A 21609-nucleotide genomic window follows, 5' to 3' on the forward strand; every position below is an offset into this window, starting at 1 on the left:
AACGTGGGCACGACCATCGGGCTTTAGCGCGCCAATGCCAGCGCCACGCCCTGACCACCGCCAATGCAGAGGGTCGCCAGACCTTTCTTCGCATCGCGTTTGATCATTTCATGCAGCAGCGTCACCAGCACGCGGCAGCCCGATGCACCGATCGGGTGGCCGATGGCGATGGCGCCGCCGTTGACGTTGACCTTCTCCATGTCCCAACCCAGCTCTTTGCCCACTGACAGCGATTGCGCGGCGAAGGCTTCGTTGGCTTCGATCAGGTCCAGCTCGTCCAGCGACCAGCCGGCTTTGTCCAGGCAGCGATGGGTGGCGCTGACCGGCCCGATGCCCATGATTGCAGGGTCAACACCGGCGTTGGCGTAAGCAGCGATTCGAGCCAGTACTGGCAGGCCCAGTTCTTCAGCCTTTTTCGCGCTCATCAAGATCACTGCAGCAGCGCCGTCGTTCAGCGACGAGGCGTTACCGGCCGTGACGGTGCCGTCTTTCTTGAAGGCTGGCTTGAGCTTGCCCAGAGATTCGGCGGTGGTGCCGGCGCGCGGCTGCTCGTCGGTGGCGAAGGAGATCGGGTCGCCTTTGCGCTGCGGAATCAGGATCGGGGTGATCTCGTCGGCGAAACGCCCGGCCTCGATGGCAGCAGCGGCTTTCTGCTGGGACGAAGCCGCGAAAGCGTCTTGCGCTTCACGGTTGATTTCGTACTTTTCCGCCAGGTTTTCGGCAGTGATGCCCATGTGGTAATCGTTGAATGCATCCCACAGGCCGTCGCTGATCATGGTGTCGACCATGGTGGCGTGGCCCATGCGCAGCCCGGTGCGCGCGCCCGGCATGACATAGTTCGCCAGGCTCATGCTTTCCTGCCCGCCAGCGATGATCACATCGGCGTCGCCGCAGCGAATCGCCTGAGTGCCCAGATGCAGTGCTTTCAGGCCCGAGCCGCAGACCTTGTTCAGCGTCATCGCGGGTACGGCGAAAGGCAGGCCAGCCTTGATCGAGGCTTGGCGCGCAGGGTTTTGACCAGCGCCGGCAGTGAGCACCTGACCCATGATCACTTCGTCGACCAGCGCCGGGTCCAGACCGGTTTGCGCCAGCAGCTGGCGGATGACAGCGGCACCCAGGTCAACGGCAGGAATATTCGCCAGCGAACCCTGGAAACTGCCGACCGCGGTGCGGGTGGCGGCAACGATTACGACGTCTTGCATGGTACGAATCCTCACTGTTGTTGGTTCAGGCGCCGGGACCTTCAGGAAAGCTGGAAAGGGCGAGGTCCGGGACAGCGGAGTCAAGGGCGCACATGGTGGCATGAATGACGGGGATAATTTAAGCCCTTTGTCGTTTTGCTTCAGTGCCCGGCAGGCCCGAGATGCAACAACGACCTGACGGTCGGTGACGAACCCTGTGGGAGGGAGCCTGCTCGCGAATGCGTTGTGTCAGACAGTTTGATGTGACTGACTCATTCCTTTCGTGAGCAAGCTCCCTCCCACAGTTGATTTATGGTGTCTGGGAGATTCAAACCACCCCCATCCTGCGTCTGGCCCGATGAACCGACGCATTGCGCACTGCCCAACGCAGAATCGGAGCGGTCCGGTTTACGCCCGCGCGGATCATTCCACGCTTGAAGCCGCCCAGCTGGATATCGAACATCGCGCTGGCCCACTCGGGCATCAGCTCGATTCCGGCCTGCATCATCAGATTGCCCATGGGTTTTGCCATCCGGCTCGGCGCGGGAGCATGTCGCAGAATGCGCAGGACCTCATGCGTACGCTCATCGCACACCAGATGAGGGCGTATGTCGTCCAGGTAGCGGGCGATTTGTACGGCTGAGCGTGGTACGTCACGAGCACCGAGACGTTCGGCGACAAGGGCGGTTTCGGCGTAGTAGCGATCCCGATCGGCCAACGACAGATCAGGGTTCAGATAACGCAGGTGGGCAGCCATGAAACTGCTGACTTCTGCAACGTGCACCCACGTCAGCAGGGCCGGGTCATCGGCGGCATAAACGCTGCCGTCTGGAGCGGTCCCGCTGATCTGCGAATGAATGCCGCGTACTTTATCGATCAGCCAGTTGGCGTCATGGGTCGAGCCGAAGGTTGTGCCGGAAATGAACTGCCCGGTACGCCGCAGCCGTCCGAGCATGTCCTCACGAAAGTTGGAATGATCCCAGACACCGGCCAACACGCGAGGGTGAAGCATCTGCAGCATCAACGCGCAGATGCCGCCAATCAGCATGCTGGGAAAGTCACCGTGCACCTGCCAGCACACGGCCTGCGGCCCGAACAAGCCGGGATCGCCCTTGGGGTTTTCCATATCCAGTTGGCCCAAGGCCAGGCCGGTCATGCTCATGACCTGGGTTTCGATACGTGTGCGGATGAATTCCATGGGTGTCCGTTATTGGTTAAGCCGCTTCTCGATCAAACCCTCCACCACGCTCGAATCCGCTAGGGTCGAAATATCCCCCAGGCTGTCCAGTTCATTGCAGGCGATCTTGCGCAGAATGCGCCGCATGATCTTCCCTGAGCGGGTTTTCGGCAAGGCTGGCGCCCACTGGATCAACTCCGGTTTGGCAAAGCTGCCGATTTCCTTGCTGACCAGCGCCAGCAGTTCCTTCTGCAGCGCCTCGTCCGGTTCGACGCCGGCCATGGTGGTCACGAACGCGTAAATCCCCATGCCTTTGACGTCGTGTGGGTAACCGACGACCGCCGCCTCGGCCACGCTGTCATGCAGGACCAGCGCGCTCTCGACTTCGGCTGTGCCAATGCGGTGCCCGGACACGTTGATTACGTCGTCCACACGCCCGGTGATCCAGTAATGGCCATCCTGATCGCGACGTGCACCGTCGCCGGTGAAGTAGTAGCCGGGGTAGGGTTTGAAGTAGGTTTCGACCATGCGTTTCTGGTCGCCGTATACGCCCCGGATCTGACCGGGCCAACTGGCTTTGATCGCCAACAACCCGCTGGTGGCGCCTTCAAGCTCTTTGCCCTTGTCGTCCAGCAACACCGGTAGTACCCCGAACATCGGTTGGGTAGCGCAGCCCGGTTTCAAGGGCGTGGTGCTGACCAGTGGGGTGAGCATGATGCCGCCGGTCTCGGTTTGCCACCAGGTATCGACAATGGGGCAGCGCTCCTTTCCTACTTTGTGGAAGTACCACTCCCACGCTTCCGGGTTGATGGGCTCACCCACCGTGCCGAGCACTCGCAAGCTCTCACGGCTAGTGTTCTCCAAAGGTTTTGGGCCTTCACGCATCAGCGCACGCAGGGCTGTTGGCGCGGTGTAGAAGATGTTCACATGATGTTTATCGATCACCTGCCAGAAACGCGAAGTGTCCGGGTAGTTCGGCACACCCTCGAAGATCAGGGTGGTCGCGCCGTTGGCCAACGGCCCGTAGACAATATAGCTGTGGCCGGTGACCCAGCCGACGTCGGCGGTGCACCAGTAGATTTCGCCATCGCGGTAGTCGAACACGTATTGGTGAGTCATCGCCGCCTGCAACAGATAACCGCCGGTGGTGTGCAATACCCCTTTGGGTTTCCCTGTGCTGCCGGAGGTGTAAAGGATGAACAACGGATCTTCGGCGTCCATGGGCTCAGGCGGGCAGTCGACGCTGATGCCGTGCAAGGCCTCGTGATACCAGATGTCACGGCCCTCAACCCAATCCACCTCGCCCTCGGTGCGTTTTATCACCAGCACGGTGCCGACATTGGGGCAGCTTTGCAGTGCCTTATCGACGTTCTGTTTGAGGGGCACGTACTTGCCGCCGCGTACGCCTTCGTCGGCGGTAATCACAGTCTGGCAATCGGCGTCGAGGATTCGGTCGCGCAGTGCGTCAGGCGAAAAACCGCCGAATACTACCGAGTGCACCGCGCCGATCCGTGTGCACGCGAGCATCGCGTAAGCCGCTTCCGGAACCATCGGCATATAAATGCACACACGGTCGCCTTTCCTGACTCCACGTGCTTTCAGCACATTCGCCAGACGGGCGACGTTGTGGTGAAGCTTCTTGTAGGTGATTTCTGCGGATTCGGAAGGGTTGTCGCCTTCCCAGATGATCGCAACCTGATCGCCGCGCTTTGCCAGGTGGCGGTCAATGCAGTTGTAACTGACGTTCAGCTTGCCGCCTGTAAACCAACTGGCGGCCCCAGTTTTGAGATCGGACTGCTGAACCTGATCCCACTTCGAGGACCAGTCGAGGAATTTGTTGGCCTGCTCTGCCCAGAACACATCGGGCTGTTCAATGGATTGCCGATAAAGCCGCTGATAGTCCTCGGCGCTTAATTGGGCAGCCTTGCGCGTGGCATCGGCTTGCGGGAAATCGCTGAGATTGAACATGGCGTCTCCTGTTTATTCTTGTGAGTACGGCTCTCTTTCAGAGTAGCCGCTGGTGCCGAGGTTCAGGCTTGTCGCGATCACGGGTGGCGGTGACTGACATCCATGTATGACAGAAAGTGACGTGCGGTCCTACGAGATACAAAGCTGCAGCCGACAGTGATGTCTGGGCAGTCCGTGAATAATAACCGCCCAAATTTTTCGCGTACGCGCTGCAGGAGACCGCTTTGTCCGGCGACAATCACGGGTCACAGACGGGTGACAACAGTTTGAATGTGGGTGTTGGCGATTTCAGAGGTGCCCACCTGAACATCAACCAGACAGAGCGGCCCACCTTTACCCCGCAACAAATGGACATCCAGCGGGCGCCCGCGTTTGGCGGTCGTCACCTCAACAGTGAACGCGTTTCGGCATTTGGCTATGTCACGGGAGCCGCCAGTTTGTTTGGGCTGTATTTCGCGCTCTTTCCGTTTCCAGGCAAGCAGAGCTCCTGGACGATGCTATTGATGTTCGCGCTGATGGTTTCGGTTGTCATGGTGGTGACATCAGCGGTATTACGCCGACGCAAGTTCGAACATTTCTTCGGGTCGCGCCACTACCTGGAAATCGGCGATCGGGGCGGCATCTATGTCAATCGATTCACCGCAACGTGCCCATGGTGCGGCTCGAACATGCATCTGCGTCACGTGGGGCCGAAAGAAGGGCCACGCAGCGATCACTTCATCTGCGAAAGAAATCCACGGCAGCATGTGATCGATCTCGATCCGACGTTGTTGCCGGACATCGAGGAGTGACTGGTTTGCATTGACGGCGTGTCTGCCAGTCCAAGGGCATTAAAAACCCGCCGCCTCTTGCGAGGGGGCGGGTTTGAAGGTATTGCAGAGGGCGCGATCAGCCGCGGTGACGACCGCGGAAGTAGTTGATCAGACCTTGGGTCGATGCGTCCTCGGCAGGCGTTTCGTCGGTGCCGACCAAACGTCCGTAGACGCCTTTGCCCAGTTCTTTGCCCAATTCGACACCCCACTGATCAAAGGCGTTGGTGCCCCAGACCACGCTCTGCACAAAGACCTTGTGCTCATACATCGCAACCAACGCACCCAGGCGGCGAGGGCTGATGCGCTCGCACACGATCGTGTTGCTCGGACGATTACCCGGAATGACCTTATGCGGGGCGACGCGTTGCACTTCTGCTTCGGCAATGCCCTTGGCACGCAACTCGGCCTCTGCTTCTTCGCGGGTCTTGCCTTGCATCAACGCCTGGCTTTGCGACAGGCAGTTGGCGTATAGCCATTGGTGGTGGTCGGAGACCGGGTTGAAGCTGACGATCGGCACTATAAAGTCTGCGGGAATCAGCTGGGTGCCTTGGTGCAACAACTGGTGATAGGCATGCTGCCCGTTGGCGCCGACGCCACCCCAAATTACTGGGCCGGTATCGGTCTTCACCGGCACGCCGTCCTGGCGCACGCTCTTGCCGTTGGATTCCATGTCCAACTGCTGCAAGTGCTTGGTGATGTTGCGCAGGTAGTGGTCGTACGGCAGGATCGCGTGGCTCTGCGCGCCCCAGAAGTTGCCGTACCAGACGCCCAGGAGACCGAGCAGCACCGGCATGTTCTGTTCGAACGATGCGTTCTGGAAGTGCTGGTCCATGGTGTAGGCACCGGACAGCAGCTCCTTGAAGTTGGACATGCCGATGGCCAGCGCGATTGGCAGGCCGATGGCCGACCACAGCGAGTAACGACCGCCGACCCAGTCCCACATCGGAAAGATGTTCTCTTCACGAATGCCGAACGCCACGGCCGCAGCATTGTTGCTCGACACTGCGATGAAGTGACGATACAGCTCGGCTTCCGAGCCACCTTGTGCCAGGTACCAGGCGCGAGCGGCGGTGGCGTTTTTCAGGGTTTCCAGCGTGCTGAAGGTCTTCGACGAGACGATGAACAGCGTGGTCTCCGCGCGCAGCTTGGCGGTCAGTTCGTGCAGCTCGGTGCCGTCGATGTTCGCCAGATAGTGGCAGCGAACGCCTTTCTGTGCGTAGGACAACAGGGCTTCGGACACCAGCTCAGGGCCGAGGAACGAGCCACCGATACCGATGTTGACCACGTCTGTGATCGGCTTCTCGGTGTAACCGCGCCACAGCCCGTCGTGGATGCGGCCGACCAAGTCGGTGATCTGGTTCAGCACCTTGTGGACTTCCGGCATCACGTTGGTGCCGTTGACCATCAGCTTGTCGCCTACTGGGCGACGCAACGCGGTGTGCAGTGCCGGGCGGTTTTCCGAAGAGTTGACCGGCTCGCCGTCATACTGCGCCTTGATTGCGTCTTTCAGACCGACTTCATTGGCCAGGTTGACCAACAACTGACGGGTTTCGGTGGTGATCAGGTTTTTCGAATAATCGAGGAACAGCCCACTGCTGCTGAGGGTGAATTCGTTGAAACGTTGCGGGTCTTCGTTGAACGCCTCACGCATGCTGAAATTCTGCATGGCTTTGCGGTGATCGGTGAGCGCCTGCCAGGCGGGCAGGGTGGTGACGTCATGAGGAGTGCGGTAGTACGCCATCGCTGCGGGTTTCCTTGTACTTGGACTGCCTTTTGGACACTGAAAAGCCAGGGCGGGATCGAATGCGCGCGTCTGCGAAGACTAACCCCCGGACGCGCCGATGTCTGCGCCTTGCTTTACCTTTGCTCGGTACTTTTTCTCACAAGGTAGTGTCGCCTTTCTCAGGCGACATGTACCGGTATGGCATTGCTCATGTGGCGAAGTTCATTGCCCGGCGCCATATAGAGCATGCGCGGCCTCGGGCTAGTGAGCATAGTTGCGAATATCCGCTTTGCGGTCCTTGTCATTCCTTCGCCAGATGAAGATTGTCGATCAAACGGGTCTTGCCCAGAAACGCCGCGCCCAGCACCACCAGATCCTGATCGTCAGGAGTGGCCGGACGCAGGCTGACGGCCTGGCGAATTTCCAGATAGTCAGGGCGCAAACCTGCCGTTTCGAGCGCTTTTCTGCCGTCGTCCAGCAGTTGCGCGTAGTTCTTCTCACCTTTTTGCAGTGCGTCGCCGATCTGCTTGATGACGCGGTATAGCACCGGGGCGGTGGCGCGCTCTGCTTCGGTCAGATAGCCGTTGCGCGAAGACAGCGCCAGGCCGTCCGCTGCACGCACGGTCGGCTCGCCGATGATCTGGATCGGCATGTTCATGTCACGCACCAGTGCACTGATCACCGCCAGTTGCTGGAAGTCTTTCTGACCGAAGATTGCGAGGTCAGGCTGGACCATGTTGAACAGCTTGCTGACAACAGTGGAAACGCCATCGAAGTGCCCCGGACGACTGCCGCCGCACAGACCTTCGGAAACCACGGGCACGCGAACGATGGTCTGGTCGGCCATGCCATGGGGATACATTTCTTCGACGGTTGGCGTGAACAGCAAGTGGCAACCGGCTTGCAGCAGTTTTTCCTGGTCGGCAGCCAAGGTGCGCGGATAGGTCGCCAAGTCTTCGTTAGGGCCGAACTGCAACGGGTTGACGAAAATGCTCGCTACCACAAAGTCGGCCCGTTGCGTGGCCTTGGTGACCAGCGCGGTGTGGCCGCTGTGCAGGTTGCCCATGGTGGGGACGAGCGCGATACGTTTGCCTTCGCTGCGCGCACGTGCGACGGCAGCGCGCAGCTCGCGCACGGTTTTTACTGTGTTCATGCCGAGAATCCGTGTTCTGGAGCGGGAAAGCTGACGTCTTTGACGGCGCTGACATAGGCGGCGATGGCCGACTGGATGTCTGGCTGGCCAGTCATGAAGTTTTTCACGAACTTCGGCACGCGGCCGCTGATCGACAGCCCGAGCATGTCGTGCAGCACCAGGACCTGCCCGTCGGTGGCGCTACCGGCGCCGATGCCGATCACTGGAATCTTCACCGCTGAGGTGATTTCCTGGGCCAACTCGCTCGGGACGCATTCCAGCAGAATCATCGCCGCACCGGCCTGCTCCAGCGTGATGGCATCGGCGCGCATCTGCCGCGCCTGGGACTCATGACGCCCCTGCACTTTATAGCCGCCCAGCACGTTGACCGCTTGAGGCGTCAGCCCCATGTGCGCGCACACCGGAATACCGCGCTCGGCCAGCAGACGAATCGATTCGCCCAGCCATGCCGCGCCCTCGACCTTGATCATGTGCGCACCTGCCTGCATCAGCATCGCACTGTTGGCGAAGGTCTGTTCGGCGGTGGCGTAGGCCATGAAGGGAAGGTCGGCGAGGATCATTGCACCCTGATTGCCGCGTTTGACGCTGGCAACGTGATAGGCCATTTCGGAAGTGGTGACTGGCAGCGTACTGTCGTGGCCTTGCAGGACCATTCCCAGCGAGTCGCCGACCAGCAGCACTTCGACACCCGCCTGGCTGGCAGTGTGGGCGAAGGTCGCGTCGTAGCAGGTGAGCATGGTGATCTTCTCACCTTTCTGCTTCAGGCCCAGCAGGGACGTAACGGTGATATCTGGCATGAAAAAGTCCTCATTCAGGCGCTGTGAATACGACGGCGAGCAACGCGTGATTCATTCTGCAAACGCAGGCACATCGTCGTTTCGCGATGTTTGCAAAGACCTGTTTGGCGCCTAGGGGCCGGTACTCCGGCTTCGGGACGCTTATCTTCGTGAGGAGGGGGCGGGAAGTCAATTCCGGGTGTTACCGGTTTGATCGGGATGTTACCGAAGGGTGTAACGGAGAACATCGGGTGAACCGATTCTGTAGCAGTCCGGCTTGCCGGCGGTAGCGTTTCCCGGAACGCCACCGCTGACAGGCCGGACTGCTACAGGGACTTCGCCAGGAAGGAAGTGGCGATGGTCAACCGTGCAGCCGCTCCAGCCCTTCGAACGGGCAGCCTGCAAGCAGGCCATCCAGCGCGCGGCCGTCGGCAAGGGTAATTCCCGGCGCCAGTTCGGCGAGCGGATACAGCACGAACGCTCGGGCCTGCATGTGGTAGTGCGGCACTTTCAAGCGGGGCTCGTCGATCACTCGATCGCCGAACAGCAGAATGTCCAGGTCCAGGGTTCGCGGCCCCCAGCGCTCGAGGCGTTCGCGGCCCTGACCGTTTTCGATGGCTTGCAGGGCATCAAGCAGCGCCAGCGGTTGCAGCGCCGTGTCCAGGGCTGCGACCGCATTGGTGTAACGCGGCTGACCGGGTAGCAGCGAGTCGCTCACGTAGAACGAAGAAACGCCTGACAAACGGGTTTGCGGCAATTGCGCCAGCGCCTTGAGGGCGTCACGCAGCTGCTCGGCAGGATCGGCAAGGTTGCTGCCCATGCCGATAAACACACGCTCCATGTTCACTTGCCCTGACATCATTCCGACGCGTCGGCGCCAGCACGTTTGCGCTTGCCACCGCCACTGCGGCGACGTTTGCGCGGGCCCTGGCCAGTTGTTTCGGATTTGCTGCCCAGATCGCGGATCATGTCGCGACGACCTGCTTCGTTGGCGTCCTGATACTCGGTCCACCATTCGCCAAGGCCATCGGTTTCCTCGCCAGCGCTTTCACGCAGCAGCAGGAAGTCGTAGCCAGCGCGGAAGCGCGGGTTGTCCAGCAGCAGATCGGCACGCTTGCCGGAACGACGAGGCAGACGCTCCTGCATGTCCCAGATCTCGCGGATCGGCATGGTGAAACGCTTCGGAATGGCGATGCGCTGGCACTGCTCGGCGATCAGCTCGTGAGCCGCTTCCTGCATGGCGGGAATTGGTGGCATGCCGCGTTCCTGCAAGCGCAGGACACGCGCGGGCAGGGCAGGCCAGAGCAATGCAGCAAACAGGAACGCCGGTGTTACCGGTTTGTTCTGGCGCACGCGCAGATCGGTATTGGCCAAGGCCTCGCTGATCAGCGTGTGGGTATAAGTAGGGTTGTACTCCAGCGCCTTGGCGCTGGCCGGGAACAAGGGCTCGAAGAGTTCCAGATCCACCAGCATCTCGAAGGTCGGTTCGGCATATCCGGACAGAAACAGCTTCAGCACTTCTTCGAACAGGCGGGCCGCCGGAATATCGCGCAGCATCGGCGCCAGTGGGCGAATCGGCGTGGCGCTGTGTTTTTCAATGCCGAAATCCAGCTTGGCGGCGAAACGCACGGCGCGCAGCATCCGCACCGGGTCTTCTTTATAGCGCTGTTGCGGATCGCCGATCAGACGGATCAGGCGATTGCGAATGTCGTGAACGCCGTTGGCGTAATCGAGCACCCGCTCGGTGACCGGATCGTAATACAGGGCGTTGATGGTGAAGTCGCGACGCTGGGCGTCTTCTTCCAGCGTGCCATACACGTTGTCCCGCAGAATCCGCCCGCTCTCGTTGCGCGAAGACTGGTTGCTGTCTTCGTCTTCGTCATCTTGCGGGTGATTGGCGCGGAAGGTCGCCACCTCGATGATTTCGCGGCCGAAATGGATGTGAACCAGTTTGAAACGGCGGCCGATGATGCGGGCGTTGCGGAATTCTGCGCGGACTTGCTCAGGTGTGGCGCTGGTGGCGACGTCGAAGTCTTTCGGCGTGATGCCCAGCATCAGGTCACGTACGCAACCGCCGACCAGATAGGCCTGGTAACCCGCATTCTGCAGGCGCTCGACGATGCTCACCGCATAGCGGCTGAATTGATTGCGCTGCAACGAATGCTGGCTGCTGCTGAGCACTTCAGGCGTTGTACGCGTATGTTGCTGCGGTTTGCGCAGAGGAGAACGGAATGACTGGAACAGCTTCTTCAGCATGGGATGCACTGTTTGAAGGAATATTCGGCCAATTTCGAAGAATGACCGCATGATGGGCGGGGATTCTAGCATTTAGTCGAGGGATGGTGTAGGACGCTGCGCGAACGCCGTCTTGAGGCAGGCTGAACGGGGGTTTAGGGCTTGTTATGAGGGGATGTCGCGTCAGGATCTTTGTCCCGGAAGCTACTGGGGGAGCCGAAGCTCCCCCAAAGTGCGTGCTCTTATTTTTATTGTCTGTTGGGCTTTTTGTTTTTGTTGAGCGCCCAATTCACGGCTTTCGCCTGTGAAACCTCCCAATCGGGAGTCAAGAGCAAACGGATTGCTTTGGTCGCTGTGCTGCAATGATCAATCGATCCAACCAGTTCAGGCTCTACCTTAGGGTAGTTTTTTGTTGTTCTCGGCCTGGTTGCGGGACAAGTCCCAAATGCAACGCCTCTCCAAAAGAATCAGTTAGCTGCGCCTCCGCCGTGTTGTTCTTGTTATGCGTGAGTCGATTCGTCTTGTTTTTATTGTGTTGTTTTGCGGGTGACTGATTTTTGTTGTTCTTGTACGAATACATATAGCAGAAGCCGTGCCAACTTTTGTGTAAAACGCTGCAGGCCTTTAAATACGGGGGTGTGGCAAAACGACGCTATTTTGCGGAGGCCAAAAAAAACCGGGGTTACGTTACCGTACGCCCCGGCTTTTGTTACGTGTCGCTGATGAGGTAACAGTTTTTTCACAAGCCCTGAACACCGCGTGCCAGAGCCCTGTGCGAGGATTGCGCCTCAGGTTTCGCTGGCTACACCGGTCTTGCGACGAGGGATACCCAGACGCTGGCGACGTTCCCACAGGCACTTGCGGCTGACGCCGAGTTTGCGCGCCAGTTCGGTTTCGGTCATGTGGTCCTGATGCTCAAGAACGAAGTGCTGGAAGTAGTCTTCCAGTGAGAGATCTTCGGTAGGTTCATGGGCGGTGGAGCTTGCGGAACTGGAGGTCTGTGGTGCCAGACCGATGAACTCATCGACATCCAGATCACTGAGCTCGATGTCGATGCCCAGCAGGTCAGCCGAGATTTCCGGGCTTTCGCACAGAATGACCGCGCGCTCGACTGCGTTTTCCAGTTCACGCACGTTACCCGGCCAGGAATAGTGACGAATAGCCTGCTCGGCGTCGGGTCCAAACTTCAGATCGTTACGTCCGGCTTTGGCGCTTTGACGGGCGAGAAACGCATTGGCGATTTCGTTGACGTCGGCGCCACGCTCGCGCAGGGCCGGAAGCTTCAGGGCTATCACATGGAGACGGTAATAAAGGTCTTCACGGAACTGACCGACCTTTGCCAGGCTCTTGAGGTCGCGGTGGGTCGCAGCGATCAGACGAACGTCGACCTTTTGCGACTGGACTGAGCCGACCCGACGAATCTCGCCTTCCTGAAGCACGCGCAACAGGCGAGCCTGCGCTTCGAGCGGCAGCTCGCCGATTTCGTCGAGAAACAGCGTCCCACCGTCGGCGGCTTCCACAAGGCCTGCGCGACCTGCGCTGGCGCCGGTGAAAGCGCCTTTCTCATGGCCAAACAGTTCGGACTCGATCAGCGTTTCGGGGATCGCCGCGCAGTTCACCGAAATCATCGGCGCCTTGGCGCGGCGCGAAAGGTTGTGCAGGGCGCGGGCCACCAGTTCTTTACCTGTGCCGGACTCACCCTGGATCAGGACATTGGAGTCGGTCGGCGCCACTTTGCGGATCTTGTTGTACAGATCCTGCATCGGTGGACAGGAACCGATGATGCCAATCTCGCCATTGCTATTGTCAGCACCTGGCTTGTCGGAAGCGGATGCCTTGCCCGCCGCGACGCGTTCGGCCTGAATGCTTTGCACCGTCTGCCGGTCACGCAGGATGCGCGAAACCGCCTGGAGCATTTCATCGTGGTCGAAGGGTTTGGCGATGTAGTCCACCGCGCCCATCTTCATTGAATCCACGGCCGAGCGCAGGCTGGCGTAGCTGGTCATGATCAGCACAGGCTTACCCTGGCCGAGTTTGATCAGTTCGGTGCCGGGCGCGCCGGGCAGGCGCAGGTCACTGACGATCAGATCAAACGAGGGGATGCTGAAACGTTCCTGAGCTTCCTGCACGGATCCGGCTTCACTGACCTGGTACTGATTTCGTTCCAGCAGGCGACGCAAGGCAGAGCGGATGATGGTTTCGTCTTCGACGATCAAAATGTGCGGCATTGATTCGATTCTCTCGACGGTCTCAGTTCACGGCGGACGTCGCTTCGACATGTCGCGGCAGGGTCACCCGAATACGGGTTCCGCGCTGTTGCTCGGGGTCAGCCGGGCTGTCGATGGTGATTTGTCCATAATGCTCTTCAACGATGGAATAGACCAGTGCGAGCCCCAGTCCTGTTCCTTCGCCCGGATCCTTGGTGGTGAAGAACGGTTCGAACAAGCGGTCCATGATTGCTTTGGGAATTCCGGTGCCTTCATCTTCGACGATCAAATCCACCGTATGTTCGCAGGCCTCACTCTTTACCCGTACCGCGCTGCCCGCAGGCGAGGCGTCACGTGCGTTTGAAAGCAGGTTGATCAGCACCTGAGCCAGGCGCTGCGGATCGCCATCGACCCAGTGGTTCGGGTTGCACAGGTTATAGAAATGCACCTCGAAATTCCGGCGATTCAGCGCCAGCAGACCAATGGCATCCTGCGCGACTTCGGCCAGGCACACCGCTTCGTCGGCATGTTGATGTCCGCCTGCGTGGGCGAAGCTCATCAGCGACTGCACGATGCGCGACACGCGTTTGGTCTGTTCGATGATCTGGCTGCTGATTTCCGTCAGTTCGCCGTCTTCCTCGCGCTCTTCGCGCAGGTTTTGCGCAAGGCAGGCGATGCCGGTGATCGGGTTGCCGATCTCGTGGGCAACGCCGGCAGCCAGACGACCAATGCTCGCAAGGCGCTCCGAATGCACCAGTTTGTCTTCCAGCATCTGAGTGTCAGTCAGGTCTTCGACGAGGATCACCAAGCCGCTGTTACCCGGCGCCAGCGGCTCATCGATGGCGGCTTTGTGCAAATTCAGCCAGCGGGTCTGGCCGTCCAGCGCCAGACGTTGCTTGTGCAGGTGTTCGTCCGGCACGTTGATGAAGCCCAGCAGCAGTTGCCGCCATGGGTCGACGATGGTTTCAAGCCTCGATCCGACGACGCGTTGCGCGCCTATGCCGGTGAGCTCTTCCATGGCCTTGTTCCACATCAGGATCTCTTGATCCTTGGCCAGCGAGCAGACACCCATCGGCAGCTCCTGCAGGGTCTGGCGATGGTAGCGGCGCAATGCATCGAGCTCGGCGGCAAGCCCGGTAAGGCGCGAGTGATAGTCCTCGAGACGGCTCTCGATGAAGTGAATGTCTTCTGTCACGTAGTTTTCGCTGCCTGATTTATAAGGCAGGAAGGTTTCAACCATGTCTTGTGCGACGCTTGGCCCCATCAGCCCGGACAAGTTAGCCTCAATGCGATCACGCAAACGGCGCAGGGCATAAGGGCGGCGCTCATCGAATGGCAGATAGAGGTCGCGCAAAGCCTGTTCGACTTCCTTTTGCGCCGCCTTCGCCCCCAACGGTTTTGCCAGTTGCGTGGCAAACTCCTGAGGCGATACCGCGTGCAGCTCGCGTCGTTGCGGACGACGAACGTTGTCCACGGCGCAGGCTTCCGCGGCGCTGGCTTCTTCGGGGCTCGGATTGCTGAACAGCGAAATCAGCGTGAACACCAGCACGTTAGCGGCCAGCGACGCGATTGCCGCCATGTGCCAGCTGGTGTCGTCCAGCACGTAAATCATGTTCAACAGCGGGATGTAAAAGCCCTGGAAGTTGCCGATCAGCGGAAACAGCATGCTGAGCATCCACACCGCGATACCGGCGATCAAGCCCGCCATGAAGCCGCGACGGTTGGCTGCTGGCCAGTAGAGGACCGAAAGCACCCCTGGCAAGAACTGCAGCGTGGCGACGAAGGCGACAATGCCCAGATTCGCAAGGTCTTGCTTGGCGCCCAGCAGCAGATAGAAGCCATAACCCGCCATGATGATCGCTACGATCAGCCCGCGGCGGGTCCATTTAAGCCAGCGATAGATGTTGCCCTCGGCAGGCGGCTGATAGAGCGGCAGGACCAGATGGTTCAAAGCCATGCCGGACAACGCCAGCGTGGTGACGATGATCAGTCCGCTCGCCGCCGAAAGCCCGCCCACATAGGCCAGCAGCGCCAGCAGCTTGTTATTGGCTGCAATGCCGATGCCGAGGGTGAAGTATTCAGGGCTGGTGGTGGCACCCAGTTTCAGCCCGGCCCACAGTACCAGAGGCACTGCCAGGCTCATCAGCAGCAGAAACAGGGGCAGGCCCCAACTGGCGCTGACCAGTGAGCGCGGGTTGAGATTTTCGGTGAAGGTCATGTGATACATGTGCGGCATCACGATTGCCGAGGCGAAGAACACCAGCAGCAGCGTGCGCCATGGGCCTTCCTGCAAGGGGGTGTGCAGTGCAGCCAGCGCGCTTTGATTCTGCAGCAGCCATTGTTCAAGGCTTGCCGGGCCGTCGAATACGCCATACAGCGCGTAAATCCCGATCCCCCCGAGGGCCACCAGCTTGATCACCGACTCGAAGGCGATGGCGAACACCAGCCCTTCATGTTTCTCCCGCGTGGCGATGTGCCGCGAGCCGAAGAAGATGGTGAACAGGATGATCAGCACGCAGAAGGCAAAGGCCACGTAGTTGCGAACGGGCTCGCGGGTCAGGATCGCCATCGAATCCGCAACGGCCTGGATTTGCAGGGCCAGCAGCGGCAAAACGCCGATCAGCATGAAGATCGTGGTCAGTGCACCGGCCCAGGTGCTGCGAAAACGGAACGCGAACAGGTCAGCCAGCGACGATAGCTGGTAGGTGCGAGTGATCTTCAGAATGGGGTACAGCAGTACCGGAGCCAGCAGAAAAGCGCCCGATACGCCCAGATAACTGGACAAAAAACCGTAGCCGTATTGGTAGGCCAGGCCCACGGTGCCGTAAAACGCCCATGCGCTGGCATAAACACCCAGGGACAGGGTGTAGGTCAGCGGGTGACGGATGATCCAGCGCGGGATCAGGCCACGCTCACTGATCCAGGCCACGCTGAACAAAACCAGAAGGTAGGCGGCGCTGACCAGGATCATCTGGGTCAGGCTAAAGCTCATCGGCATCTCGTTGGCTCTGCAGAATGAAAGTCACCACGATCAGGATCAGCCATAGCATGTAAGGCCGGTACCAGGCGCCTGTCGCGTCGATCCACCAGTCCATGATGGCCGGGGAGAAGAGGTAGATGCCTACCACGAGAAGCAGGACCAATCGATAAATGTACATCTGGCCTCCCAGGTTGACTGACGCGACTGAAGGAGCGGCATGGTAACGGATGGCTATCAGGCTGCAAGCGACGTTTCGGCCAGCTTTGTGGTGCAGTTTGGAGCAACCGCTCTAGATCAGTCTATTCGAGCTTCTTCGATAGTGGCGACCCGTGGAATCAAATCGGCACTCCAATGGGCGATTCCCCAGTCGAGCACTTCCCGTGGTGTGGCATGGGACAGTTCGCTCGGTACCGGTTGCCCAAGCGCGCGCAACGCCCGAAGCAGAAGCGGTGTGGCCTGATCGGACGGCAGAGGCGGGGATCGGTAGGACTTACCCAGCTTGTGGCCATCGGGCTGGGTGATCAGCGGGACATGCAGGTATCGCGGTTGCGGCAGGCCGAGCAGTTCCTGCAGGTACAGCTGGCGCGGTGTGGAGTCCAGCAGGTCGGCGCCACGCACGATGTCAGTCACGCCTTGCCAGCCATCGTCGAGGACCACCGCGAGTTGATAGGCGTACAGACCATCGCGGCGGCGGATCACGAAATCGCCCACCTCTCGGCCCAGGTGCTGACGAAACTCACCCTGAACCCGGTCTTCGAACCGGTATTCCAGTTCCGGCACACGAATCCGGATGGCGGCATTGTCAGGCGAATGCCCTGCGTTACGACAGAAGCCTGGGTAAATACCCTGGAAATCTTCCAGCTGTTTACGCGAACAGGTGCAGGCGTAGGCGAGCCCGTGACTGAACCAGCGATTGATAATGTTCTGATAGGCGTCATGCCGGTCGCTTTGTCTGACCAGTTCGCCATCCCACTCGAACCCGTAGGTTTCCAGTGTCTTGAGGATCGCGGCTTGCGCACCCGGCTCTTCGCGGGGCGGGTCCAGGTCTTCCATGCGCATCAGCCATTTGCCGCCGACAGCGCGCGCGTCCAGGTACGACGCCAATGCCGCGACCAGAGAGCCGAAGTGCAGATAGCCGCTGGGCGTTGGCGCAAAGCGCCCTATATAAGAAGGGGATTTCATGGGCGGTGATGGTACTGGAAATCGTTTTTTGGACAACTCCAAAACAACAAAGGACGCCGAAGCGTCCTTTGTCTTATATGAAAACAGGATCATTTACCGATCTGTTTTTCCTTGATTTCAGCCAGCGTCTTACAGTCGATGCACAGGTCGGCAGTCGGGCGGGCTTCCAGGCGGCGCAAGCCGATCTCGATGCCGCAGGACTCACACCAGCCGTACTCTTCGTCTTCGATCAGTTGCAGCGTCTTGTCGATCTTCTTGATCAACTTGCGCTCACGGTCACGAGCACGCAGTTCCAGGGCGAACTCTTCTTCCTGACTTGCACGGTCAGCAGGGTCAGGGAAGTTGGCCGCTTCGTCCTTCATATGATCAACCGTGCGGTCGACTTCCTGCATCAGATCCTGTTTCCACTTGTTCAGGATCTTGACGAAGTGAGCGCGCATGGGCTTGCCCATGTATTCCTCATCCTTCGTCGGAACGTAGGGTTCGAAACCGCTGATCGTTTGATTGCTTTTTTGCTTTTCTTCGGTGGGCATGAACGGACCGCCTCTCACTCTTCTAAGCCATTGCGCAGGGTAATGATCCATCGCCGACACCTGCCGGCCCTGCGGCTGCAAGCGGGCGAACTTACCAGATCGAATCGGAGCGCGCTACTCCCGGTTGTCGAGCATGGCTCTACAACGCGCCCGTGAACTATGACCACAGCCAAAGCGCCCGGTTTTATATTATTTTGCAGTGCCATCAGTCTAGCCCCTTCTGCGACATCATCTGCTTTTGTGGATCACCGGCATATCTGCCCACAGAAGCGATAAAGCCTGTAGCGAGGCAGGCGGTTGGGTAGAATCGGCGAATCGTTTCGCACACTCGTCTTTAAAGGAAGGCCAATGCCCCAGCCCTACAGCGCGCGCAGTCGCGCCATCGAACCCTTTCATGTCATGGCGCTGCTGGCCCGTGCCAATGAATTGCAGGCAGCGGGGCACGACGTCATTCACCTGGAGATCGGTGAGCCGGATTTCACTACCGCTGAACCCATCATCAAGGCCGGGCAGGCTGCGTTGGCCGCCGGGAAGACCCGCTACACCGCTGCCCGAGGTTTGCCTGAGTTGCGCGAGGCCATTTCCGGGTTTTATGCACAACGCTACGGGGTGAATGTTGATCCGGGCAGGATTCTGATCACACCCGGGGGCTCAGGAGCCTTGCTGTTGGCGGCGAGCCTGCTGGTCGATCCGGGCAAGCACTGGCTGCTGGCCGATCCGGGTTACCCCTGCAACCGGCATTTTCTGAGGTTGGTGGAAGGCGCTGCACAGCTGGTGCCCGTTGGTCCGGAGGTGCGTTATCAACTGACGCCGGATCTGGTCTCTCGACATTGGGACCAGGACAGCGTGGGCGCACTGGTGGCGTCGCCAGCGAACCCGACCGGCACACTGCTGCATCGCGACGAGCTCGCAGCACTGTCCGCCTCGCTCAAGGCGCGGCACGGTCATTTGGTGGTGGACGAAATTTATCACGGCCTCACCTACGGAACCGACGCCGCCAGCGTGCTGGAAGTGGACGACGACGCGTTCGTGCTGAATAGTTTTTCCAAGTACTTCGGTATGACCGGTTGGCGACTGGGTTGGCTGGTCGCGCCGGAAGCGGCGATTGGCGACCTGGAAAAGCTCGCGCAAAACCTCTACATCAGTGCTCCGAGCATGGCGCAAAGTGCGGCGCTGGCTTGTTTCGAGCCTCAAACCCTGGAAATCCTCGAGCAACGTAGGGCGGAATTTGGCAAGCGTCGGGACTTCCTGCTTCCCGCCCTGCGGGAGCTGGGCTTCAAGATCGCTGTCGAACCCGAGGGCGCTTTCTATCTTTATGCCGATATCAGTGCGTTTGGCGGCGATGCATTCGCATTCTGCCGGCATTTTCTGGAAACGGAACACGTCGCCTTCACTCCGGGGCTGGATTTCGGGCGCTATCAGGCCAGTCACCACGTGCGTTTTGCCTACACCCAGAGCCTGCCGCGCCTACAGGAAGCGGTGGACCGAATCGCTCGTGGCTTGCGGAGTTGGCAAGGCTGATGCGTTTTTCTCCCGAGCTCGAAGAAGGCCGTCTGATTCAGCGCTACAAGCGTTTTCTCGCGGATATCGAAACGCCTGGCGGCGAACGTCTGACCATCCATTGCCCCAACACCGGCTCGATGTTCAACTGCATGATGCCCAACGGTCGCGTCTGGTTCAGTCGTTCCAACGACCCCAAGCGCAAGTTGCCGGGCACTTGGGAAATCAGCGAAACCCCTCAGGGACGCTTTGCCTGCGTGAACACAGGGCGCGCGAACAAACTGGTGGAAGAAGCGCTGCTCGCGGGGGTGATCACCGAACTGAACGGTTTTACTGCGCTCAAGCGCGAAGTGGCGTACGGGCAGGAAAACAGCCGCGTGGACTTCCGTCTGGACTACCCGCAAGGCCCGCTGTTCCTCGAAGTGAAGAGCGTGACGCTGGGCTTTGACGACAGCAACGTGGCGGCCTTTCCCGATGCCGTTACTCAGCGCGGTGCCAAGCATTTGCGGGAGCTGGCAGCGCTGGCGCGAGAGGGTGTGCGCGCGGTACTGCTGTACTGCGTCAACCTGACGGGCATAGAAGCGGTGCGCCCGGCGGAGGAAATCGACGCAGCGTACGCCGAGGCGTTGAGGAGTGCGGTACAGGCGGGAGTCGAAGTGCTGGCCTACGGCGTGCAACTGACGCCCGAGGAGGTGCGCGTTGATCGTCGCCTGGAAATCCACCTCACAGATAAGCGCCCGCTTAGTCCTGTTCTGGTGGATTGATCCAGATACCTTGAGCGTCTTCGCCGCAATCGATCGCGCTCAGATATTTGCCCTCGCAAGGGCCGGCGATGCATTCGCCACTCTCGATCAGAAACAGTGCGCCGTGGGTCGCGCATCGAATCAGGCTGGCGCGGGCATCGAGAAACTGGTCCGGGTGCCACTCCAGGGGCACGCCGCGGTGCGGGCAACGGTTCCGGTAGACATGAACCTGACCCGCGCGCCTGACCGCCAGGAGTTGCAGCCCGTCGACATCGAAACCTCGGCTTTTTCCCTCAGCCAGGTCATCCCCGTTACACAAGTATTCCAGCGGAGTCTCCTTCGCGCTTGACGCGTAAATGCAAATAATTATCAAATTGCCCGGCTGTGCCGAGCGTCCTAGTCTGACAGCTCGGCAAATCGCGCGTCGATCCGATACGGTTCCAAGCCAGATCTTCCAAGACCGATCAGGCGTGTTTTCTCCCTATAAAGGACTCCCCCGATATGCGCTCCATGACCAAGCTGACCGCGATCCTGACCGGGCTTCTGTTCACTCATCTGGCGTCGGCGCAGGAAGCCTCGCAACGTTGGGTGAGTGCCGGCGGTGCGTTGACTGAGTGGGTGGTCGCGTTGGGCGCAGAGTCGCATCTGGTTGGCATCGACACCACGAGTCAGCATCCCGAGTCGATCAAATCTCTGCCCAGCATTGGTTATCAGCGGCAGTTGTCGTCTGAAGGCATCCTGAGTTTGCGTCCGAATATTCTGATTGGCACTGAAGAAATGGGGCCGCCGCCCGTGCTTGAGCAATTGCGCGGCGCAGGGGTAAAGATCGAAGTGTTCTCCGCTGGCGCCGATGTCACTGCGCTGCAGGGCAATCTGAAGAGGCTGGGGGCGCTGCTCGGTGATGAGGCGCGGGCAAATCAGTTGAGCGAGCAATACGCCAAACAACTGCAAGGCCAACACGATTGGGTCGCCCAGGCACAGCTGCATCAATCGGCCCCAGGTGTATTGTTGCTGGTCAGCCATGCCGGGGCGGCACCCATGGTTGCGGGTGCGGGCACGGTTGGCGACTGGCTGATCAAGCAGGCGGGAGGCCGTAATCTTGCGACTCATACCGGTTACAAGATTTTTTCTGCCGAGGCCATGACCGGCTTGAACCCCCAGGTTCTGGTGTTCACCGACCGCGCGCAGAACGGCGCCTCATCCCGCGACGCGTTGTTGCGGGAAAACCCTCTGCTGGCTGCGACACAAGCTGCTCGTGATAACAGGTTGATAGAAGTTGATCCCACGTTGCTCGTCGGTGGTCTGGGGCCGCGTCTTCCTGGGGCGATGAAAACCCTTTCCAAAGCCTTTTACCCAACAGACGGTTCGCTTAACGCCAAGGTATCGCCCGCTCAATGAGGGTCATTCTGCAACCTCGCACCCTGTTCATTACTTTAAGC

18 protein-coding genes and 1 pseudogene are annotated in these 21609 nt (G+C 59.7%); 4 read left to right on the forward strand and 15 right to left on the reverse strand.

The genetic code is table 11. The features are described 5' to 3' along the window. Window positions 1-23 precede the first annotated feature (23 nt). The 3 genes from BWR59_RS30480 to acs all read right to left on the reverse strand — a co-directional run bounded on the left by BWR59_RS30480 (window position 24) and on the right by acs (window position 4326). Window positions 24-1202, reverse strand: coding sequence for an acetyl-CoA C-acetyltransferase (locus tag BWR59_RS30480; RefSeq protein ID WP_081569374.1), 1179 nt, complete (start codon window positions 1200-1202; stop codon window positions 24-26). Window positions 1203-1509: 307 nt separating this feature from the next. Beyond that, the gene (locus tag BWR59_RS30485; RefSeq protein WP_081569375.1) at window positions 1510-2379 is read right to left on the reverse strand and encodes an oxygenase MpaB family protein; all 870 of its coding nucleotides are present in this window, start codon (window positions 2377-2379) and stop codon (window positions 1510-1512) included. A gap of 9 nt (window positions 2380-2388) precedes the next feature. Further along, window positions 2389-4326, reverse strand: coding sequence for an acetate--CoA ligase (gene acs / locus BWR59_RS30490; protein ID WP_081569376.1), 1938 nt, complete (start codon window positions 4324-4326; stop codon window positions 2389-2391). 224 nt (window positions 4327-4550) lie between these two features. On the opposite strand from acs, the gene BWR59_RS30495 reads away from it, so the two are divergent. Then, window positions 4551-5117: a hypothetical protein gene (locus tag BWR59_RS30495; RefSeq protein WP_081569377.1), complete on the forward strand. Its 567-nt coding sequence runs from the start codon at window positions 4551-4553 to the stop codon at window positions 5115-5117. A 97-nt stretch (window positions 5118-5214) separates the two neighbouring features. On the opposite strand, the gene pgi is transcribed toward BWR59_RS30495, so the two are convergent. From pgi to dksA, 11 genes and pseudogenes are all read right to left on the reverse strand, one after another. After that, entirely contained in the window at window positions 5215-6879 is a 1665-nt protein-coding gene (gene pgi / locus BWR59_RS30500; protein ID WP_081569378.1) for a glucose-6-phosphate isomerase, read from the reverse strand. 161 nt (window positions 6880-7040) lie between these two features. Continuing rightward, window positions 7041-7130, reverse strand: a pseudogene (locus BWR59_RS32205) (aspartate 1-decarboxylase); the annotation flags it as partial. Between the two features lie 32 nt (window positions 7131-7162). Beyond that, entirely contained in the window at window positions 7163-8014 is an 852-nt protein-coding gene (gene panC, locus BWR59_RS30505) for a pantoate--beta-alanine ligase (RefSeq protein WP_081569379.1), read from the reverse strand. Further along, window positions 8011-8811, reverse strand: coding sequence for a 3-methyl-2-oxobutanoate hydroxymethyltransferase (panB, locus tag BWR59_RS30510; protein WP_081569380.1), 801 nt, complete (start codon window positions 8809-8811; stop codon window positions 8011-8013). Before panB ends, panC begins: the two co-directional genes overlap by 4 nt. Before the next feature lie 340 nt (window positions 8812-9151). Next, window positions 9152-9631 (reverse strand): 2-amino-4-hydroxy-6-hydroxymethyldihydropteridine diphosphokinase, encoded by a 480-nt coding sequence (gene folK / locus BWR59_RS30515; RefSeq protein ID WP_081569413.1) that lies wholly within the window; start codon window positions 9629-9631, stop codon window positions 9152-9154. A 17-nt stretch (window positions 9632-9648) separates the two neighbouring features. Then, window positions 9649-11046, reverse strand: a complete 1398-nt coding sequence (locus BWR59_RS30520) for a polynucleotide adenylyltransferase PcnB (RefSeq protein ID WP_081569381.1) — start codon at window positions 11044-11046, stop codon at window positions 9649-9651. A gap of 767 nt (window positions 11047-11813) precedes the next feature. After that, the gene (locus BWR59_RS30525; protein ID WP_081569382.1) at window positions 11814-13253 is read right to left on the reverse strand and encodes a sigma-54 dependent transcriptional regulator; all 1440 of its coding nucleotides are present in this window, start codon (window positions 13251-13253) and stop codon (window positions 11814-11816) included. Between the two features lie 22 nt (window positions 13254-13275). Continuing rightward, window positions 13276-16230 carry a sensor histidine kinase gene (locus tag BWR59_RS30530; protein WP_168184551.1) on the reverse strand — a complete coding sequence of 985 codons (2955 nt, stop codon included), beginning with the start codon at window positions 16228-16230 and terminating at the stop codon, window positions 13276-13278. Further along, window positions 16214-16390 (reverse strand): hypothetical protein, encoded by a 177-nt coding sequence (locus tag BWR59_RS32210; protein WP_002552060.1) that lies wholly within the window; start codon window positions 16388-16390, stop codon window positions 16214-16216. The genes BWR59_RS30530 and BWR59_RS32210 overlap by 17 nt, the downstream gene beginning before the upstream one ends. Before the next feature lie 116 nt (window positions 16391-16506). Continuing rightward, window positions 16507-17394: a tRNA glutamyl-Q(34) synthetase GluQRS gene (gene gluQRS, locus BWR59_RS30535; RefSeq protein WP_081569384.1), complete on the reverse strand. Its 888-nt coding sequence runs from the start codon at window positions 17392-17394 to the stop codon at window positions 16507-16509. Between the two features lie 89 nt (window positions 17395-17483). Then, the gene (gene dksA, locus BWR59_RS30540; RefSeq protein ID WP_081569385.1) at window positions 17484-17927 is read right to left on the reverse strand and encodes an RNA polymerase-binding protein DksA; all 444 of its coding nucleotides are present in this window, start codon (window positions 17925-17927) and stop codon (window positions 17484-17486) included. A gap of 348 nt (window positions 17928-18275) precedes the next feature. On the opposite strand from dksA, the gene BWR59_RS30545 reads away from it, so the two are divergent. Beyond that, window positions 18276-19448, forward strand: a complete 1173-nt coding sequence (locus tag BWR59_RS30545) for a pyridoxal phosphate-dependent aminotransferase (RefSeq protein ID WP_081569386.1) — start codon at window positions 18276-18278, stop codon at window positions 19446-19448. Continuing rightward, complete coding sequence (gene sfsA / locus BWR59_RS30550; protein WP_081569387.1) at window positions 19448-20191, forward strand: DNA/RNA nuclease SfsA; 744 nt, start codon at window positions 19448-19450, stop codon at window positions 20189-20191. Before BWR59_RS30545 ends, sfsA begins: the two co-directional genes overlap by 1 nt. Here sfsA and BWR59_RS30555 read toward each other — a convergent pair. Continuing rightward, window positions 20169-20498, reverse strand: a complete 330-nt coding sequence (locus BWR59_RS30555; RefSeq protein ID WP_081569414.1) for a Rieske 2Fe-2S domain-containing protein — start codon at window positions 20496-20498, stop codon at window positions 20169-20171. The genes sfsA and BWR59_RS30555 overlap by 23 nt on opposite strands. Window positions 20499-20671: 173 nt before the next feature. On the opposite strand from BWR59_RS30555, the gene BWR59_RS30560 reads away from it, so the two are divergent. Next, window positions 20672-21568, forward strand: coding sequence for an ABC transporter substrate-binding protein (locus tag BWR59_RS30560; protein ID WP_081569388.1), 897 nt, complete (start codon window positions 20672-20674; stop codon window positions 21566-21568). The last annotated feature ends 41 nt before the right edge of the window (window positions 21569-21609 follow it).

This window comes from Pseudomonas sp. Bc-h, from assembly GCF_002080045.1.
Lineage (GTDB): Bacteria > Pseudomonadota > Gammaproteobacteria > Pseudomonadales > Pseudomonadaceae > Aquipseudomonas.

Bases quoted from the DNA above. Each gene is read 5' to 3' on its own strand.
- BWR59_RS30480 (WP_081569374.1), bottom strand. From the start codon at position 1,202: ATGCAAGACGTCGTAATCGTTGCCGCCACCCGCACCGCGGTCGGCAGT.
- BWR59_RS30485 (WP_081569375.1), bottom strand. From the start codon at position 2,379: ATGGAATTCATCCGCACACGTATCGAAACCCAGGTCATGAGCATGACC.
- acs (WP_081569376.1), bottom strand. From the start codon at position 4,326: ATGTTCAATCTCAGCGATTTCCCGCAAGCCGATGCCACGCGCAAGGCT.
- pgi (WP_081569378.1), bottom strand. From the start codon at position 6,879: ATGGCGTACTACCGCACTCCTCATGACGTCACCACCCTGCCCGCCTGG.
- panC (WP_081569379.1), bottom strand. From the start codon at position 8,014: ATGAACACAGTAAAAACCGTGCGCGAGCTGCGCGCTGCCGTCGCACGT.
- panB (WP_081569380.1), bottom strand. From the start codon at position 8,811: ATGCCAGATATCACCGTTACGTCCCTGCTGGGCCTGAAGCAGAAAGGT.
- folK (WP_081569413.1), bottom strand. From the start codon at position 9,631: ATGGAGCGTGTGTTTATCGGCATGGGCAGCAACCTTGCCGATCCTGCC.
- BWR59_RS30520 (WP_081569381.1), bottom strand. From the start codon at position 11,046: ATGCTGAAGAAGCTGTTCCAGTCATTCCGTTCTCCTCTGCGCAAACCG.
- BWR59_RS30525 (WP_081569382.1), bottom strand. From the start codon at position 13,253: ATGCCGCACATTTTGATCGTCGAAGACGAAACCATCATCCGCTCTGCC.
- BWR59_RS30530 (WP_168184551.1), bottom strand. From the start codon at position 16,230: ATGCCGATGAGCTTTAGCCTGACCCAGATGATCCTGGTCAGCGCCGCC.
- BWR59_RS32210 (WP_002552060.1), bottom strand. From the start codon at position 16,390: ATGTACATTTATCGATTGGTCCTGCTTCTCGTGGTAGGCATCTACCTC.
- gluQRS (WP_081569384.1), bottom strand. From the start codon at position 17,394: ATGAAATCCCCTTCTTATATAGGGCGCTTTGCGCCAACGCCCAGCGGC.
- dksA (WP_081569385.1), bottom strand. From the start codon at position 17,927: ATGCCCACCGAAGAAAAGCAAAAAAGCAATCAAACGATCAGCGGTTTC.
- BWR59_RS30545 (WP_081569386.1), top strand. From the start codon at position 18,276: ATGCCCCAGCCCTACAGCGCGCGCAGTCGCGCCATCGAACCCTTTCAT.
- sfsA (WP_081569387.1), top strand. From the start codon at position 19,448: ATGCGTTTTTCTCCCGAGCTCGAAGAAGGCCGTCTGATTCAGCGCTAC.
- BWR59_RS30560 (WP_081569388.1), top strand. From the start codon at position 20,672: ATGCGCTCCATGACCAAGCTGACCGCGATCCTGACCGGGCTTCTGTTC.